This window comes from Streptomyces sp. NPDC001339, from assembly GCF_042895955.1.
In the GTDB taxonomy this organism is placed as follows: Bacteria; Actinomycetota; Actinomycetes; order Streptomycetales; family Streptomycetaceae; genus Streptomyces.
Genome location: NZ_JBIAWT010000003.1, coordinates 465,768 through 482,246, shown reverse-complemented (window position 1 = coordinate 482,246; position 16,479 = coordinate 465,768). Strand labels below are relative to the sequence as shown.

16 protein-coding genes are annotated in these 16,479 nt (G+C 70.1%); 10 read left to right on the top strand and 6 right to left on the bottom strand.

Features of this window, described 5'->3' with window-relative positions; translation table 11 throughout:
- Positions 1-24: 24 nt before the first annotated feature.
- Complete coding sequence (locus ACFY12_RS11145) at positions 25-1,359, top strand: MFS transporter (RefSeq protein ID WP_390715485.1); 1,335 nt, start codon at positions 25-27, stop codon at positions 1,357-1,359.
- A 154-nt stretch (positions 1,360-1,513) separates the two neighbouring features.
- Here ACFY12_RS11145 and ACFY12_RS11140 read toward each other — a convergent pair whose 3' ends face one another.
- The gene (locus ACFY12_RS11140; RefSeq protein WP_390715484.1) at positions 1,514-2,494 is read right to left on the bottom strand and encodes a spermidine synthase; all 981 of its coding nucleotides are present in this window, start codon (positions 2,492-2,494) and stop codon (positions 1,514-1,516) included.
- Between the two features lie 200 nt (positions 2,495-2,694).
- Positions 2,695-3,867 carry an elongation factor Tu gene (locus ACFY12_RS11135; RefSeq protein ID WP_390715483.1) on the bottom strand — a complete coding sequence of 391 codons (1,173 nt, stop codon included), beginning with the start codon at positions 3,865-3,867 and terminating at the stop codon, positions 2,695-2,697.
- A 559-nt stretch (positions 3,868-4,426) separates the two neighbouring features.
- On the opposite strand from ACFY12_RS11135, the gene ACFY12_RS11130 reads away from it, so the two are divergent.
- Positions 4,427-5,140 (top strand): TVP38/TMEM64 family protein, encoded by a 714-nt coding sequence (locus tag ACFY12_RS11130; RefSeq protein WP_390715482.1) that lies wholly within the window; start codon positions 4,427-4,429, stop codon positions 5,138-5,140.
- 242 nt (positions 5,141-5,382) lie between these two features.
- Complete coding sequence (locus tag ACFY12_RS11125; protein WP_390715481.1) at positions 5,383-6,252, top strand: undecaprenyl-diphosphate phosphatase; 870 nt, start codon at positions 5,383-5,385, stop codon at positions 6,250-6,252.
- A gap of 163 nt (positions 6,253-6,415) precedes the next feature.
- Here the strand turns inward: ACFY12_RS11125 and ACFY12_RS11120 are convergent, their stop codons facing one another.
- Together ACFY12_RS11120 and ACFY12_RS11115 are read right to left on the bottom strand one after the other, a co-directional pair.
- Complete coding sequence (locus ACFY12_RS11120; protein WP_390715480.1) at positions 6,416-7,225, bottom strand: hypothetical protein; 810 nt, start codon at positions 7,223-7,225, stop codon at positions 6,416-6,418.
- Positions 7,226-7,728: 503 nt separating this feature from the next.
- Complete coding sequence (locus ACFY12_RS11115; RefSeq protein ID WP_390715479.1) at positions 7,729-8,598, bottom strand: hypothetical protein; 870 nt, start codon at positions 8,596-8,598, stop codon at positions 7,729-7,731.
- 123 nt (positions 8,599-8,721) lie between these two features.
- Here ACFY12_RS11115 and ACFY12_RS11110 point away from each other — a divergent pair, with 123 nt between their 5' ends.
- The gene (locus tag ACFY12_RS11110; protein WP_390715478.1) at positions 8,722-9,612 is read left to right on the top strand and encodes a S41 family peptidase; all 891 of its coding nucleotides are present in this window, start codon (positions 8,722-8,724) and stop codon (positions 9,610-9,612) included.
- A gap of 17 nt (positions 9,613-9,629) precedes the next feature.
- Here ACFY12_RS11110 and ACFY12_RS11105 read toward each other — a convergent pair whose 3' ends face one another.
- Complete coding sequence (locus tag ACFY12_RS11105; protein WP_390715477.1) at positions 9,630-10,040, bottom strand: organic hydroperoxide resistance protein; 411 nt, start codon at positions 10,038-10,040, stop codon at positions 9,630-9,632.
- Between the two features lie 134 nt (positions 10,041-10,174).
- Between ACFY12_RS11105 and ACFY12_RS11100 the strand changes: the two genes are divergently transcribed.
- The 4 genes from ACFY12_RS11100 (at position 10,175) to ACFY12_RS11085 (ending at position 13,553) form a co-directional block, all read left to right on the top strand.
- A complete protein-coding gene (locus tag ACFY12_RS11100) occupies positions 10,175-10,639 on the top strand; it encodes a MarR family winged helix-turn-helix transcriptional regulator (RefSeq protein WP_390715476.1) in 465 nt (154 codons plus the stop codon).
- A 259-nt stretch (positions 10,640-10,898) separates the two neighbouring features.
- Positions 10,899-11,138: an acyl carrier protein gene (locus ACFY12_RS11095; protein WP_390715475.1), complete on the top strand. Its 240-nt coding sequence runs from the start codon at positions 10,899-10,901 to the stop codon at positions 11,136-11,138.
- The gene (locus tag ACFY12_RS11090; protein WP_390715474.1) at positions 11,135-12,376 is read left to right on the top strand and encodes a beta-ketoacyl-[acyl-carrier-protein] synthase family protein; all 1,242 of its coding nucleotides are present in this window, start codon (positions 11,135-11,137) and stop codon (positions 12,374-12,376) included. Before ACFY12_RS11095 ends, ACFY12_RS11090 begins: the two co-directional genes overlap by 4 nt.
- 463 nt (positions 12,377-12,839) lie before the next feature.
- The gene (locus ACFY12_RS11085) at positions 12,840-13,553 is read left to right on the top strand and encodes a transglycosylase SLT domain-containing protein (RefSeq protein ID WP_390715473.1); all 714 of its coding nucleotides are present in this window, start codon (positions 12,840-12,842) and stop codon (positions 13,551-13,553) included.
- Between the two features lie 162 nt (positions 13,554-13,715).
- On the opposite strand, the gene ACFY12_RS11080 is transcribed toward ACFY12_RS11085, so the two are convergent.
- Entirely contained in the window at positions 13,716-13,919 is a 204-nt protein-coding gene (locus tag ACFY12_RS11080; protein ID WP_390715472.1) for a hypothetical protein, read from the bottom strand.
- A 771-nt stretch (positions 13,920-14,690) separates the two neighbouring features.
- Here ACFY12_RS11080 and ACFY12_RS11075 point away from each other — a divergent pair.
- Complete coding sequence (locus ACFY12_RS11075) at positions 14,691-15,344, top strand: transglycosylase SLT domain-containing protein (RefSeq protein ID WP_390715471.1); 654 nt, start codon at positions 14,691-14,693, stop codon at positions 15,342-15,344.
- A 269-nt stretch (positions 15,345-15,613) separates the two neighbouring features.
- A complete protein-coding gene (locus tag ACFY12_RS11070) occupies positions 15,614-16,474 on the top strand; it encodes a lysozyme (RefSeq protein WP_390715470.1) in 861 nt (286 codons plus the stop codon).
- Positions 16,475-16,479 lie beyond the last annotated feature (5 nt).

Sequence of the window (16,479 nt, the reverse complement as noted above, 5' to 3'; positions counted from 1 at the left end):
ACGCCGGGTACGCCGGGTACCTGCATGGTGATGGCCCGCCCCAGTTGGGCGGGGCGCAACTATCTGCTGCTCACCGGCGCCACCGTGATCGCCGGCCTGGGCAACTCAGGCGCGTTGATCGCTACCGCCTTCGCGGTCCTCGCCTCCGGTGGCACCGCGACCGATGTCGGACTGGTCGCCGCCGCCCGTACGATCCCGCTCGTCCTGTTCCTCCTCATCGGCGGCACGGTCGCCGACCGGCTCCCCCGACACCGCGTGATGGTCGCCGCGAACGCCCTCAACTGCGCCTCCCAGGGCCTCTTCGCGCTGCTCGTGCTCACCGGCGAGCCGCGACTGTGGCACATGGCGGTGCTCGCCGCGCTCGGCGGCACCGGGCAGGCGTTCTTCGCACCGGCCGCCGAGGGCATGGTGCTCGCCAGCGTCTCCGGCGAGCAGTCGGGCCGCGCCTTCGCGGTGTTCCGTATGGGGATGAACGGCGCGAACATCGGCGGCGCGGCCCTCGGCGGCGCGCTGGTCGCCGCGGCCGGCCCCGGCTGGGTACTCGCCGTCGACGCCGCCTCGTTCGCCCTTGCGGGAGCGCTCCGCGCTTTCCTCGACGTCAGCGAGGTGCCGGCCCGTACACCAGGCGGCGGCCTGCTGCACGACCTGCGTGACGGCTGGCGGGAAGTCGCCTCCCGGACCTGGCTGTGGGCGGTGGTGGTGCAGTTCGCCCTGGTCAACGGGCTGATATCGGCAGCAGAGTCGGTCTACGGACCACTCGTCGCCGAGCAGCATCTGGGCGGCGCCGGGCCATGGGGACTCGCCCTGGCCGCCTTCGGCGCGGGCACGGTGGGCGGCGCCCTGCTGATGACCCGTTACCAGCCCCGGCGCCTCCTGCTGACCGGCGCCCTCTGCGTCTTCCCGCTCGCCCTGCCGTCCGCCGCACTCGCCGTGCCGCTGCCGGCGGCCGGACTCACCGCGATCATGTTCGGCACCGGAATCACCGTCGAGATCTTCTCGGTGACGTGGATGATGGCACTGCACCAGGAGATCCCCGAGGAGAAGTTCTCCCGGGTCTCCTCCTACGACTGGTTCGGCTCCCTGGCCATGGTCCCGGTGGCCACCGCTCTGGCCGGGCCCGTACAGGACCTCATCGGCCGCACCGCCGCCCTGTGGGGCTGCGCGGCGCTGATCACCCTCCTGACCGCGGCAGTCCTCTGCGTGCCCGACATCCGACGCCTCACCCGCCGCACCCCGGACGCGACCACCCCACCCCGGCCCCTCCCCGCACCTCCGGGCGGCACCCCCGCCACCCCTCCGAGTGACACACCGACCGACCCTCTCGAAAAATCACCCACCGTAATAAAGAATGGGGAATGAAAAACTCTCCGTAACCGTTGCCGGGAAACAAAGGAGGCGCGCACGGCCCACACCCAGCCACCCGCACCGAGCCGAACCCACACCCAGCCCACGCCGACAACCCCACGCCTGCCCACGCTGACAACGCCCAGCCCGCGCTTGCCCAGCCCACTGTCTAGCCCACGCTGAACGCACCTTCCGGTGGCTCCGGTGAGGCCACCGCGTCGGCGTCCCGTACGGGCTCCGCGTCCCCGACCAGCCGCCGCAGCGCCGCACCGTGCTCCACCCGCGCCGGGAAGGCATCACCAGCCGCCCGCCGGGCCAGCTCCGCGACGGGGAGTTCGGTGCGCGAGGCGAGCAGCACGGCGTTGCCGAAGCGGCGGCCCCGCAGCACGGAGGGCTCGGCGATCAGCGCGAGATGCTCGAAGACCGTGGCGAAGTTGGCGAGTTGATGACGCAGGAAGCCGAACGGTGCACTGTCCGCCAGGTTCGCCGCATACCATCCGTCCGCGCGCAGCACCCGGGCAGCCGCCCGCGCGTACTCGACCGACGTGAGATGCGCCGGCACCCGCGCGCCGCCGAAGACATCGGCCAGGATGACGTCCACGCTGCCAGCCGGCGCGCCCTCCAGGGCCGTACGAGCGTCCTGCGCACGCACCGTGATGCCGCAGTCGCCAGGAAGCGGGAGCTGCTCCGCCACCAGAGCGAGCAGTCCACGGTCCGCTTCGATGACGGTCTGCCGGGAGCGCGGGCGGGTAGCGGCCAGGTAGCGCGGCAGGGTCAGCGCACCTCCCCCGAGGTGCAGCACGTCGAGCGGCTGATCCGGGGAGGTCATCTCGTCCAGGACGTGGGCGAGGCGTTGCACATACTCGAATTCGAGATGCGTGGGAGCGTCGAGGTCGACATACGACTGGGGTGCGCCGTCCACGGTGAGCAGCCAGGCCCAGCGCCGGTCGAGGTCCGGCAGGAGCTTGGCCGTGCCGCTGTCCACGGCCCGGGTAACGGGGATCGGTTCGGCCCCGGCGCTGCCGCGGTCCCGGTCGCCCACAGCAGCGCCGGCCTCCTCGGGCCCTGCGGCGGGCATCCGGGACGGGGTGACGGGTATCCGGGAGTTGGGTGTGCCGGTGTTGGGGGTCGGATTGGGTGCTTGGTCCACCGTCCCATTGTGCCGGTGAATCCAGCTGCAGGGTGGTCCAGTGCGGGCGCAGGGTCCGGCGCGGGCGCAGGGTCCGGCATGGGTGCAGGGTCCGGCGCGGGCTCAGAGTCCGCTATGGGTGGCAACGTCCGAGATAAGCAGCTATGTCCGGGTTGGGTGGCCACGGATGCGGAGTTGCGCTGCTCACTCGTTCTTCTCGCTCATGCGTCAACGGTGCGTACCGTTCCGACGCCGACGGTGCGGCCGCCCTCGCGGATGGCGAAGCCGAGTCCCGGTTCCAGTGTTATGGCTCGGCCCAGGGCGGCCGAGGCCGTCACCGTCTCGCCGGGGTGGGCGATGCCGTGCTCGCCGAGGTCGAGGTCGCCGGCCACGTCTGCGGTACGGACGTGGAACTGCGGGCGGTAGCCGGTGAACACCGGTGTACGGCGGCCGCCTTCCTCAGCGGAGAGCAGACAGACCTCGGCGGTGAAGCGGCGTCTCGGGGTGACGTGGCCGGGTGCGGCGATCACGTGTCCGCGCCGCACCTGGTCGCGGTGCATGCCGCGCAGCAGCAGCGCGACGCTGTCACCGGCGACGGCGGACTCCATGGGTTTGCCAAAGGTCTCCAGGCCAGTGACCGTGGTCTCGTCACCAGCACCGAGCGCCGCGACCCGGTCGCCGACCCGTACCGTGCCGCGCTCGACGGTGCCGGTGACGACGGTGCCACGCCCGGTGAGGGTCAGCACGTTCTCGACGGGCAGCAGTAAGGGTGCGTCGACGTACCGTTCGGGCGTGGGGACGTAGGTGTCGACGGCGTCGAGCAGCGCCCCGATGGCATCTGTCCAGCGTGGGTCTCCTTCCAGGGCGCGCAGCCCCGAGACCCGTGCGACGGGCACACGCTCCCCGTTGTAGCCGTGTGCGGTGAGCAGTTCGCGTACTTCCCGTTCGACCAGGTCGGTGAGACCCGGGTCACCGGCGTCGGCCTTGTTGAGGGCCACGACGATGTGGCGTACGCCGACGTGTCGGGCGAGCAGTACATGTTCAGCGGTCTGCGGCATGATCCCGTCGAGCGCGGAGAGGACGAGGATCGCGCCGTCGAGTTGTGCGGCGCCGGTCACCATGTTCTTGATGAAGTCGGCGTGGCCTGGCATATCGACGTGGGCGTAGTGGCGGGTGCCGGTCTCGTACTCGACGTGCGAGAGGTGAATGGAGATGCCGCGGGCGGCCTCTTCGGGGGTCCGGTCGATCCGGCTGACGGGCACGAAAGTGCCGGTGCCCCGCTCGTTGAGGACCTTGGTGATGGCGGCGGTCAGGGTGGTCTTGCCGTGGCCGACGTGGCCGATGGTGCCGATGTTCAGGTGTGGCTTGGTACGTACGTATGCCGTCTTGGGCATGGGGCGTTCTTCCTCGCAGGTGTTCTTGCTCGCAACAATGCGGTGAGGACGATGCGGTGAGGACGGCGGCGTGGCGCCGTGAGGACCCCTGGGCCAGGCCGCCCTCCCCCTGCGGGGTCCGCCGGACGATCCGGGGAGGGTCAGCTTCGGGCGCCGTCGGTGGCTGCGGCGATGGCCGCGAGGAAGTCGGCGGCAGCCTTCGGCGCGTCCGCGGCTGCGGACGAAGGCGCGGGGAGGGCTTGCCGGACCATGCGTCCTATGGTGCCGGGTGACTGCTTGAGCGTCGAACGGTTTTCGGGGCGGTGGTGTGGGCGCGTGCGGGTGCGTGCCCGTGGTCTCGTCTCAGCGCGGTGGGGCCACCGGCACCGTCTTGCGGCTTCAGCGAGGGACGACGCTTGTGGTGCCGGATATGGATGTGGTGGGCGGATCGCGGATTCGGTGGCGGATCACTGCCTTGGTCGCTGATCACAGCCTTAGTCGCTGACCTCGTCCTTGCTGGCCGATCGCGGCCTTGGTGACGGATACAGCCCCCGGTGTTCCTGTCGGTTACGCTCCCGGGATGCCCACCCCCGCCACGACGCCCGACGGCCTCGCCGCGCGCTGTCTGCGTGCGCTGTTGTCGCCGTGGTCCCGGCTGGCGCTGCTGCTCGTACTGCTGGCCTGTGGCGTGGTCGCGGTGCTGTGGTGGCAGCCGCAGCGTCTGCTGGCCGGGGGCTGGCCGGTGCAGCTGTCCGGTCCGGTGGCCGTGGTGGTCTTCGCTGTGGCGTACGGCGTGTGCACGACCGTGCCGGTACCGCGTCCGGTCCTCAATCTCGGGGCCGGTGCCCTCTTCGGTGCCGGGGCGGGACTGGTCGCCGCACTGGCCGGGACGGTGCTGGGTGCCGGGCTGGCGTTCGGTCTGGGCAGGCTGCTGGGACGGGATGCGTTGCGGCCGCTGTTGCGCGCCCGGTGGCTGAGGGCGGCGGACCGGCAGTTGAGCGAGCACGGCTTCCGCTCGGTGCTGGCGATCAGGTTGTTCCCCGGCCTGCCGTTCTGCGCCGCGAATTACTGTGCCGCGGTGTCCCGTGTGGGCTGGCTCCCCTTTCTCCTGGCCACGGGGCTCGGCAGTGTCCCGAACACCGCGGCGTACGCCCTCGCGGGCGCCCGGGCCTCGGCGCCCGCCTCGCCTGCGTTTCTGTTCTCCCTGGCGTTCATCGCGCTCAGCGGGGTGGCCGCGCTGGTGGTGGCGTGGTTCGGGCGCAGACGCGGGCGTACGGCGTCGCGCGGAGACTGACCGGGAAGCCGGGCCGGCGGGCTCCGGCCGTGGCCAGACAGCCAGGGAGTGGACCAGGTGGCCAGGGAGTGGACGAGCGTGTGCGGCCTGGGAGTGGGCGGGGTGTGCGGGGACCCGTTGTCATATGGTCACCTCGGGACGCTACGCTGCCGGTCGGCGGTGGGGCGCGCCTGTCGCCGGAGTCCGGTTTCTCCCCGCCCGCGCAGGTAAGCGCTTGATCACCCTTGGATTGCGCCTTTTCCATGACTTGGTTTGAATCTTTCGTCCTCGGACTTGTCCAAGGGTTGACCGAGTTTCTGCCCATCTCGTCCAGTGCACACCTCCGCCTGACCGCGGCGTTCGCCGGCTGGCAGGATCCCGGTGCGGCATTCACGGCCATTACCCAGATCGGCACCGAAGCGGCCGTCATCATCTACTTCCGGAAGGACATCGGCCGGATCATCTCCGCCTGGTTCCGCTCTCTGGCCAACCGGGAGCTACGGCATGATCACGACGCCCGGATGGGCTGGCTGGTGATCGTCGGCTCGATCCCGATCGGTGTGCTGGGCCTCACGCTCAAGGACGCCATCGAGGGCCCGTTCCGCGATCTGCGGCTGACCGCGACCACGCTGATCGTCATGGGCGTGGTGCTCGGTATCGCCGACCGGCTGGCGGCGCGCGACGAGACCGGCGGCCGGCACCGTGCCGTCAAGCAACGCAAGGACCTCACGGACCTGAGCGTCAAGGACGGCCTGCTGTACGGCGTCTGCCAGGCCATGGCGCTGATCCCCGGTGTATCCCGCTCCGGTGCCACGATCAGCGGCGGTCTCCTGATGGGCTATACCCGCGAGTCGGCGGCCCGCTACTCCTTCCTGCTCGCCATCCCGGCCGTACTGGCGTCCGGCGCCTTCGAGCTCAAGGATGCCGTCGGCCAGGGCCATGTCGCCTGGGGGCCCACCGTCTTCGCCACGGTGATCGCCTTTGTCGTCGGCTACGCGGTGATCGCGTGGTTCATGAAGTTCATCTCGAACAAGTCCTTCATGCCCTTCGTCGTCTACCGCATCCTGCTCGGGATCACGCTCTTCGCCCTGGTCGCGGCGGGGGTGCTGGCGCCGACTGCGGGCCAGTCATAAGGCGAGCGGTCCGGACCCCGGCCCCTGGGCCCCGGCCCCGGCAGTCGTGCCGTGGAGAGGTGGCGGACTCGTCGTTGTACGGGGTTCTTCATCATTCAGGGATTCGTATCGTTCGGGAATGAATCAGGCAGGAATGACTCAGGAAGGATGGCTCAGGCAGGCGTCAGGAACTGAGGTGGTATTGGGCCCAGGGCTGCTGTGACGGCGCGGCCTCCTCGCTCGGGGAGCCGATGGTGCCCCAGGGGGCGAGGGCGTTGTCCCATTCGGAAGTCAGGGCGGTCATATCAGGGACGCTTTCCGTTGACGGCATGGTGCCGTTGTGCCAGGCGGACGACATGTGAGGGGCACTGGGTGCGGAGTGCCAGGTGGCGGTCTGTTGTGCGGGGATGGAGTATTCGGCTTCGTGGACGTCGCCGGGGCCACGGCGGTGGCGTCCGGCATGGTTTTCCGCCGGGCCTGGATAGAACCGCCCCTGGGCGGACAGTTGTTGGGCACGGGTAACCAGTCGGGTGAGGTCGAGTCCGAATTCGGTGGCGAGTTCCCGCAAGTCCACTCCGGTCTGCCAACTGCCGATGAGCACCGCGTCCATGGCCGGGGACCAGTTCTGGTCGGATGCCCCGGTGGCTCCGCTGGTGCCCTCTCGGGCGGCGCCGGCGGGGCGAGCTGAGGGCGTCGGGTTCTGGTGGGGATATTCGGCCGGGATATCGGGGCCAGGGGAGGTCTCTTCCGGCTCCCGGGGTGGTGCGGCGGGAGCCGGGACAGAGGAGGTCAGCAATTTCTCGGCGACGGCGCGGGCGTCGTCCTTGCTCACGGTGCGCCTGGCGATCCGGACTTCCCGCTCGTTCAGTCCGAACAGTCCGGCCACCGCGCCGGTACTGCCCACCGTCACCGCAAACGCCGCCAGCACCCGTGACCGGTCGGCCTGTGCCTCGTCGAGTCTGGCCTGCGCTTCCCGTACGCGTTCATCGCCCATACAAAACGCTTCCGCCAGCACAGCGTTGCGGTCCCACAATTCTCTAGGATCCATACCCATTCAACGCCTCTTACCCGGAGGTGTCCCGACCTGCAATGGCAAAGCACCCCAAAGCACCCATCGAACCACCAGATGACAATCACCCCGCGAGGACGGTACGGGACCGTCCCGTGGGCCGTCCGGGGGCATTTGCGCTGGCCACGCGGTCGCACGAATACTCCACGCGGATTGTCGGTGCCGTGGGATACCGTCGTGATCAGTCGGATTGAAGGGTTGGATCTTTTCAGTCCGTGTGGTTGTCAGGGGGGATCGTGTTTCGTCGTCCGGGTGTCTTTCGTGCCCGCCAACCGGCCCATGCACTGGGGGCGTTATTCGGTGGTGTGGCGCTCTGTGGTGGTATCGTGGCGCGTTTGTTTTCCGGCCACGGGAGCAGGGCCTGGTCCGCCGCCGTACCGAGGAGCGTCCGTGCGTTGCCTGGAGGCCGGGCGCGGTGGCGCCGCGCCTCAGGTATGCGCTACGGGTTCATCGAGGTGCGGCAGCCCGATCGGGTTGGGGAAGGGAAGCACATCGGAGGCCAGGACGCGCCGGGCCACGGGCTCCAGCGAGCGCAGCAGCGCTTCGGTCTCCGCTTCGGGCAGCGCGTGCAGCAGCCGGGCGGCCAGCCGGTCGGTGGCGCGCTCGATACGGTCGCGCTCCTGCCGTCCCCGGACGGTCGCGGCGCCCTGTGCGTCGACGAGGCCGCGGGCGCGCAGCCGGTCCGTGGCGGCCGACCACTCCTCCTCGCTCCAGCCGCGGTCCAGCCGGATGGTGTCCCGGGGGACCCGCCCGGCGCCGGCGGCCAGGACGAGCGCCTCGCAGCCGTCGAGCCCCTCCTCGGCGAGCACGCAGAGGTGCGCGTCACCCCTGAACTCGCGCAGGGCGGTGGCCAGTTGCCACAGCCGCTCGACGGGATCGGCGTGGTCGCACAGTGCACGGTTGGCGGCGAAGAGGGGCCGCGCGGTGGCCGGGGCGTCATCGACGATGCCCTGGAGTGGAGGCAGCAGTGCGGCGGCCTTGCGCTCCACGTCGGGGGCGATCCGGCGCAGGGCGTGTGCGGCGCGGGTGCCGCGCTCTTCGAGGACGTGCGCCGGGCCCGCGATGCTCCAGGCCGCGGGCAGCGCGCGGGCCACCATCCCCGGGGCGAACACCCCGAGTACGGCCGTGGCGGCCGCGGGTTCCACGGCGCCGAGTGGCGCGGTGCGAGCAGCGAAGTAGCCCATCCAGAAGCCCTTGAGCCCCAGGGCCCGGCCCAGGTCCCGGCACTCCTCGTCGAAGTAGCAGACCGCGTGCAGCGGCTCGGTCACCAGCCAGAGCGATCGCGCGTGCAGCTCCATGGACCGCACGCTACCGCCGCGGGCCGTCCGGCGCACCGCGCACTCTCGCCTCCGGGCATCCGGTACATCGCTGGACCGCTTCCGGCCCTCTCCCCAACCGACCGAAATCGACGCTCAGCGGCAATGCCGACTCATGCACAGATCATCGACCGGGCCCTGCACCGCATCGTGGCGGGCTACGTCTTCCCCGAGCGCGCGGTGGAGATCGACCGGGCGATCCGGGACCGGCTGGCGGCAGGTGAGTACGACGCGCTGACCGGCGCCGCGTTCTGCGAAGCGGTGACCGCACACCTCCAGGAAGTCTGCCCGGACAGACATCTGCGACTGTTGTGGCAGGACGAGCCCCAGTCGGCGGAGCCGGAGGACGACGACACGGGCCGGGCGGCGTTCCTGGCGCGCCTCCGGGCCGAGAACCAGGGTGTCCGCCTGGTCGAGCATCTTCACGGCAATATCGGCCACCTCGACATACGGCGTATCGCCGACGCCGGGGAAGGCGGCCGGGCGATCGCGGCGGCCATGGAGCTGGTGGCGCACACCCGGGCACTCGTCCTCGACCTGCGGGAGTGCCGGGGTGGCGCGCCCACGGGCGCCGCGATGTGGTGCAGCTACTTCTTCGCCGACGACCAGGTCCACCTCAACGACATATATGAGCGCTCCACGGACTCCACCCGGCAGTACTGGACCGTCTCCCCTCTCCCCGCACCGCGCTATCCCGACCGACCGCTGTACGTCCTCACGAGCGCGGCCACGTTCTCGGGCGGTGAGGATGTGGCGTACACCCTGCAGGCGCTGGGGCGCGCCGTGGTCGTCGGAGAGACGACACGGGGCGGCGCACACCCCACCCGCCGGCATCCGGTGACGGAACACATCACCGTCACCGTGCCGACCGCCCGGACGGTCAACGCCGTGACGGGCACCAACTGGGAAGGCGTCGGGGTACGGCCCGACCTGCCGGTACCGGCCGCCGAGGCGCTGGAGGAGGCGCACGAGGACGCGATACGACGCCTGGGGTAGCCGCCTGAGGCAGGCGGCTACTCGATGACGAGCTCGACCTCGATGTTGCCGCGGGTGGCCTTGGAGTACGGGCAGAACTCATGGGTCGCCTCGACCAGCCGGCGCCCGGTCTCGCCCGCGAGGGCGTCCGGCAGCTCCACCCGCATGACGACGCCGAGGCCGAAGCCGGTGCCGTCCTTGCCCAGGGAGACCTCGGCGGTGACCGAGACGTCCTTCGTGTCGAGCTTCATCCGGCGGCCGACATTGCTCATCGCGCTGGCGAAGCAGGCCGCGTAGCCGGCGGCGAAGAGCTGCTCCGGATTGGTGCCGGCGCCGTTGCCGCCGAGCTCGGGCGGCATGGCCAGGGCGAGGTCGATCCTGCCGTCAGAGCTGACGGCCCGGCCCTCGCGGCCGTTGGCGGTGGCGACAGCGGTGTACAGGGCGTCCATCGCGCTTCTTCCCTTCGATCGGTAGCTGCGGCCGCTCCCCGGCCGCCGCACACCGGAAACAGTGACACATCATTGAGTTGTGCGCAACTTAATTGCGCACAATCTAATTGCTTACGGCGAGCTACTCTGGATCCATGACCTCAGCGACGACCAGACTTCAGGTGCCCGACGCCGAACTGCTCCGCCTCGACCACCAGGTCTGCTTCTCGCTGCACGCCGCGTCACGCGCGTTCGGCAGTGTCTACCGGGACGCCCTCAAGGACCTGGGCCTGACCTATCCGCAGTACCTGGTCATGCTCGTCCTGTGGGAGCACGGCCCACAGCCGGTCAAGGCCATCGGTGAACAGCTGCGGCTGGACTCCGGCACGCTCTCGCCGCTGCTCAAGCGCCTGGAGACGGCCAGGTTGGTCCGCCGCGAACGCAGCGCCGAGGACGAGCGGTCGGTCACCATCCACCTCATGCCCGACGGCGACGATCTGCGCGCGAAGGCGCTGCCGGTCCCCCGCAGAATGCTCGCCGCCACCGGTCTGACCATCGAGGAACTCCGCACGCTTCAGGACCTGTTGGGGCGCGTCACCAGCGCATTGGACGAGGCCTGAAGCCCGCCTTCGCCGACACCGGACCGCCCGACCCCCGCGCCGCGCATCCCCGCACCTCCTCACCTCCGCACCGCGAACCCCCGCACCCGGCACACCCCGCACCCCGCGAGCCGGTGCGGCCGTCACCCCATTGACCTAGAAGGTTGGGGAGTTAACGGGACGAAGACATATAAAGAGTGGCCAAACCAGCCGGGTCGCCGGCGAACACCCGCCCAGGACACGGTTGGCAGCACACCCACAACAAGTGGAGGAGCGCGACGTGAACGCGGCAGAAGTTGTCAACGCCTTGCCGGCCCAACGGTTCGGGGCCCCCTCCGGCGACGTCACCGACGAGACCCCGCTGCGCGGTCCGCGCACCGGCTCCCTGGCCCTGGAAGAACTCCGCGTCCTCATGGAAGACCGAGGGGACATCGACCACGGCCCGGAGGACGTACCGCTTACCGCGGGCGACACCGTGGGCCGGCTCGTGGCGGCCGTCGACGGTCCGGTTCCGGCATGACCGGCGGGCGTCAGCCATTCTCCGCGGCCGTGACAGGAGTGGGCATGGTGACCGCGGCGGGCGTGGGGACGAAGGCGACCTGGCACTCCGTCACCCAGGAAACGCGCCCGAGCGGCGTACGGCCCCTCGCCGAACTCGTCGACCTGTCCTGCGACTTCATGTACACGGTGGATCTGGACACCACCGAGGTCCTCGGCGTGGCCGCCCAGCGACTGATGGACCGCTTCGCCCAGCTCGCGGTGATCGCCGCCCGCGAGGCGGTCGCCGACGCCGGGCTGGAGCCGGAGACCTGGGACAGCGGCCGGGTCGCGGTGGTCATCGGTTCCGCGCACGGCGGGCTCCCCTTCTACGACCAGCAGCATGTCGCGATGTCCGACCGCGGCGCGCGGCGGGTCTCCCCCAAGCTCGCCCCGCTGACCGTGGTCAACGGGGCCGCCAGCAGCGTCTGCATGGACCTCGGCGCGCACGGCCCCAGCCTGGGCGTGGCGACGGCCTGCTCCTCCGGAACCGTCGCCCTGGGAACCGCGCATCAGCTGTTGCGCGCCGGGGTCTGCGACATCGCCATCGCGGGTGGCGCCGAATCCCCCATCTCCCGACTGCTGATCGCCAGCGCCTGCCGGATGAAGGCGGCCTCCACCCGCCGGGAGGATCCGGCCACGGCCTGCCGCCCGTTCGACGTCGCACGGGACGGCTTCGTCGTCGGCGAGGGCGCCGGCCTCCTCGTACTGGAGCGGCCCGAGCACGCGGAGGCGCGCCGGGCGCCGGTCCGCGCGTACGTCCGTGGCTACGGTGCGTCCAGTGATGCCTACGCCCCCGTGGCGCCGGACCCCGATGGCAACGGCATCGAGCGGGCGCTGCGCACCGCACTCGCGGACGCGGAGGTGCGGCCCGGCGAGGTGGGGCATGTGAACGCGCACGGCACCTCGACCGTGGTCAACGACCTCGTCGAGAGCACCGTGCTACGGCGAGTGATCGGCGATCACGCCCTGGTCACCTCCACCAAGGGGATGACCGGGCACACGCTGGGCGCCGCCGGCGGTATCGAGACCGCGCTCACTGTGCTCGCGCTGGAGGGGCAGCTGGTGCCGCCGACCGCGAACCTCGACGTGCCCGACCCCCGGCTGCCCATCGACATCGTGCGCGAGGAAGCCCGTCGGGGGGCCTTCGACTGCGCGGTCAAGACCTCACTCGGCTTCGGCGGCCACAACGCCGCACTGGTCCTGACCCGCTCGCCCTGACCTGCCCGTCCCGGCCTGCTCGTCCCGACCGCTGGGGAGGCGCCGCGGCGCCTCCCCTCCACCCTTGCGCCCGCTTCCCCTTCCCCCTTCTCGCCCTTCCTTCCCGCCCCTGGGGTGTGAGCCAGGCAACTTCACGGGGCCGTGAAGCGCGCCGTGCGGCGCCTGCCAGGTGATGCCCGGCACGAGACGCACGTCACGTACGAACTCCGCTAGTCGACGCCGTTCGGGGCCATGACCGCCGAGCGCGGGCTTTATTGCGGACATTTCGCCCTAACTCACGAAGATAGGTAGTACAAGGCATCATTGCCACTATCCAGGGCGCTCGCTAAACATGTTCCGGGTAGCACCGAGAACGAGCCGGCGATCTCAGCCAGAGCGGCGAACGCGGCAATGACCCTCGGTCCTCACGCGCCAACCGAAGGCCGTTTTCCCGCCATCAAGCCCTGGAAGAGGTCACCCCCGCATGCCCAGTTTCACCCTGCCCCGCGCTGTCCGGAACACCCGCATCACCCGCACCCACAAGGTCGCCGTGGCCGTACTGGCCGCCGCGGGTGCCACGTCGGGCCTCGCGTTCACCGCGGCGCCGAGCAGTGCCGCGGCCCCCGCGGCAAAGGCATCGGCCGTGGTCAAGCCGGTCGGCGCGAACGGTCTGCCGGTGACCGCCAAGGAGCGTGCCGACGACGGCGAGAAGGACCGGCTGACCGCCTCGTCCGTGGCCGACCAGCTCAAGATCACCGCGGTCGAGGAGCAGGGTCACACCGCCAAGGAGGCCGCCAACCGGTCCATGGAGCGTAAGGCGATAGCCGCGCCCAAGGCTGCCCCCAAGTCCGCGCCGAAGGCCGCCCCCAAGCTGTACCCGAACACCCTGGACGGCTGGATCCGCGAGTCCCTGGACATCATGCAGGACAAGGGCATCCCCGGCTCCTACGAAGGCCTGCACCGCAACATCATGCGCGAGTCCAGCGGCAACCCCAACGCCGTCAACGACTGGGACATCAACGCCATCAACGGCATCCCCTCCAAGGGCCTCCTCCAGGTCATCCAGCCCACCTTCGACCGCTACCACGTCCCCGGCACCCCCGACAACCTCGTCGACCCCGTAGCCAACATCACCGCCGCGGCCAACTACGCCGCCGACCGCTACGGCTCCATCGACAACGTCAACTCCGCCTACTGAGCCGGGAGTAGCGCTGCCGGCCGGACGGCTGGACGGCTGGTCGGCTGGAGCAGAACCGGCCGGGCGCCGTGGTGCGGCCCCGGACGTGGCAACAACGGCAACGGCAGTGGCCCTGCCCGCGAGTCGCGGGTGGGGCCACTGCCGTTGCCGTGGGCACCGACGTCAGCGGCGAGAGCCCCGGAAGGGGCCGCCTCCGAAGATCGTGTCGAGAACCTCGCCGGCGATGCGGAGTCCCGCCTCGTCCCTGAGGGTGAGGTAGCGGTCGTCACGACGGTCCTCGTCAGCGGGCGCCGCGGCGGCGGATCCGGCAGCGAGGAAGCCGGTGATGAGCAGGCCGCTGAGCGTGACGGCGGTACGACGGAGCATAAGCACTTCCCTACGATGCGTGTCGGTTGTGTGCGGTGACTTTCGCAGTGACCGTTGTCGCGTGGGCGCGGTGACAGTTGTCGCGATGCGTGCCGACGGTTGTCGCGTTGCGCGCGGTGACGGTCGTGCGCGATGCCACTGTCGGGGAGCGGGAGCCCCGTCGTCATGCGACGGCTCCGGGCGCTGCTGCGAACGGACCAGCAGCACCGCCGAATTGCCGTATCCGACAGCTCACCGACGGCCCAGCCCGGTGCCGGGCTTCCGCCCCCGACAGCGGCATGGGCGCACCAGGCGAATCGGCATACAAGCATCAGGTGAGTCGGCACACTATTTCCGCGGGTTTCCCCTCAGCGGAAGTGCGCCTCGCCACATCAGGAGCGGGAGGAACAAAGGCCGCCGCCCGTAATTCCACTGTGAGCCAGGCAACTTATACGCCCCGCCGGAGCGGGTTTTACGGCCGTTTTCAGGTGACCCGGGGCACGCGATGTACATCACTTACGAGCACGCCTAGTCGCATCTCCGGTGCCCCTTGCGGCTCTCCTGAGCGAGAATCGCCCATTGCTTCAGGTGCCCTGTTTTCCGCTCACGAAGATGGTTAGTACAGGGCACTATTGCCTCAATTCAGGTCCGTGGCCAACATGGATTCCGACGCACCGAGAGCGAGCTCGCGAATTACGCCCCCTGCGGCAAACGCGGCACATACCTCCGGTTCGTAACGCGCCGCCAATGAAGGCCGCCTCCCCGTCCCGTACCTGGAAGAGGTCACTCCGCATGCCCAGCTTCACCCTGCCCCGCGCTGCCCGGATTTCCCGCATCACCCGCACCCACAAGGTCGCCGTGGCCGTTCTCGCCGCCGCGGGTGCCGCCTCCGGTCTGGCCCTCACCTCGGCCCCGGGCACCGCGCAGGCTGCTGAGCACGCCCCGGCCGTGGTCAAGCCGGTCGGCGCGAAGGGCATGCCGGTGACAGCCGACGCCGCCGAGCTCGCCCGCCCGGTGGCCTCCTCGGTCGCCGACCGCGCCAAGGTCACCGGCGGCGAGGACGAGCACACCGCCCAGCAGGCCGCCAGCCGGTCCACCGAGCGCAAGGCCGCCGTCAAGGAGTACCCGAACACCCTGGACGGCTGGATCCGTGAGTCGCTGGACATCATGCAGGACAAGGGCATCCCCGGCTCCTACGAAGGCCTGCACCGCAACATCATGCGCGAGTCCAGCGGCAACCCCAACGCCGTCAACGACTGGGACATCAACGCCATCAACGGCATCCCCTCCAAGGGCCTCCTCCAGGTCATCCAGCCCACCTTCGACCGCTACCACGTCCCCGGCACCCCCGACAACCTCGTCGACCCCGTAGCCAACATCACCGCCGCGGCCAACTACGCCGCCGACCGCTACGGCTCCATCGACAACGTCAACTCCGCCTACTGAGCCGAGGCGGCACAGCTTGCCAGCGGCGACATGGCGCGTTCGCCGTTGCGCACCGGAGCGGGTCCCGGCACTGCCGGGGCCCGCTTCACTCTGTCCGGACCGTTTCCGGCCCTTTCCGCCCGCCAGACGGGTGAGATGCGGAGCCGGTCGGCGGACTGACGGCCTGTTGGGTCATAGAGTCAGGCAGTTCTGCGTATAAGTCTTTTATCGGCAGAACTCTGTTCAAAATCTGCCGACCCTGACTCCACCGAAGGCCTCGGAGGCATGCGATGCCCTTGCGCAGATCCGGTCCGGCCCGCCGCACAGTCCCGCTTGCGGCCGGCACGCTCGTTTCTCTCCTCACCGTGCTCGCTCTGCCCCTCGCGCTGCCCGGCCTCGCCACGGCATCGGATGCCGGCAAGAAACCCGCCCACCCCGAGCAGGACTGGATGGGTTCCACCATCGCCATGCGCGAGGGCGGCAACCGGGCGGGCGGCCCCGAGTTGCAGGCCGCGCACGGCCGGGGCGTGTCCGGGGTCGATGTCTCCAGCCACAACAAGCACGTCAGCTGGTCGTCGTTGCGCAGAGCCGGGGTGCGTTTCGCGTACGTCAAAGCCACCGAGGGGGTCAACTACACCAACCCCTACTTCGCGCACCAGTACCGGGGCTCGTACCACGTCGGCATGATCCATGGCGCGTACCACTTCGCCCTCCCCGACCACTCCAGCGGCAGCACTCAGGCACGGTACTTCCTGGACCACGGCGGCGACTGGTCCAAGGACGGCCGGACCCTGCCCGGTGCACTGGACATGGAGTACAACCCCTACGGCGCGACCTGCTACGGCAAGAGCGACCGGGGCATGGTCCACTGGATCAAGGATTTCGTGGACACCTACCGCGAGGAGACCGGCCGGGACCCGATCATCTACACCTCGACCAACTGGTGGCGGCGGTGCACCGGCAATTCCGGCAAGTTCGGCCGGTCGAACCCGCTGTGGATCCCGCGTTACGGCTCCTCCGTCGGCGCGCTGCCGGCCGGCTGGCGGTACCACAGCATCTGGCAGCACACCTCTTCCGGCCACCCGATCGGCGACCGCAACCGCTTCAACGGGACCTATACCCGGCTGCGGATCCTCGCCAAGGGGAACTGAAAGGG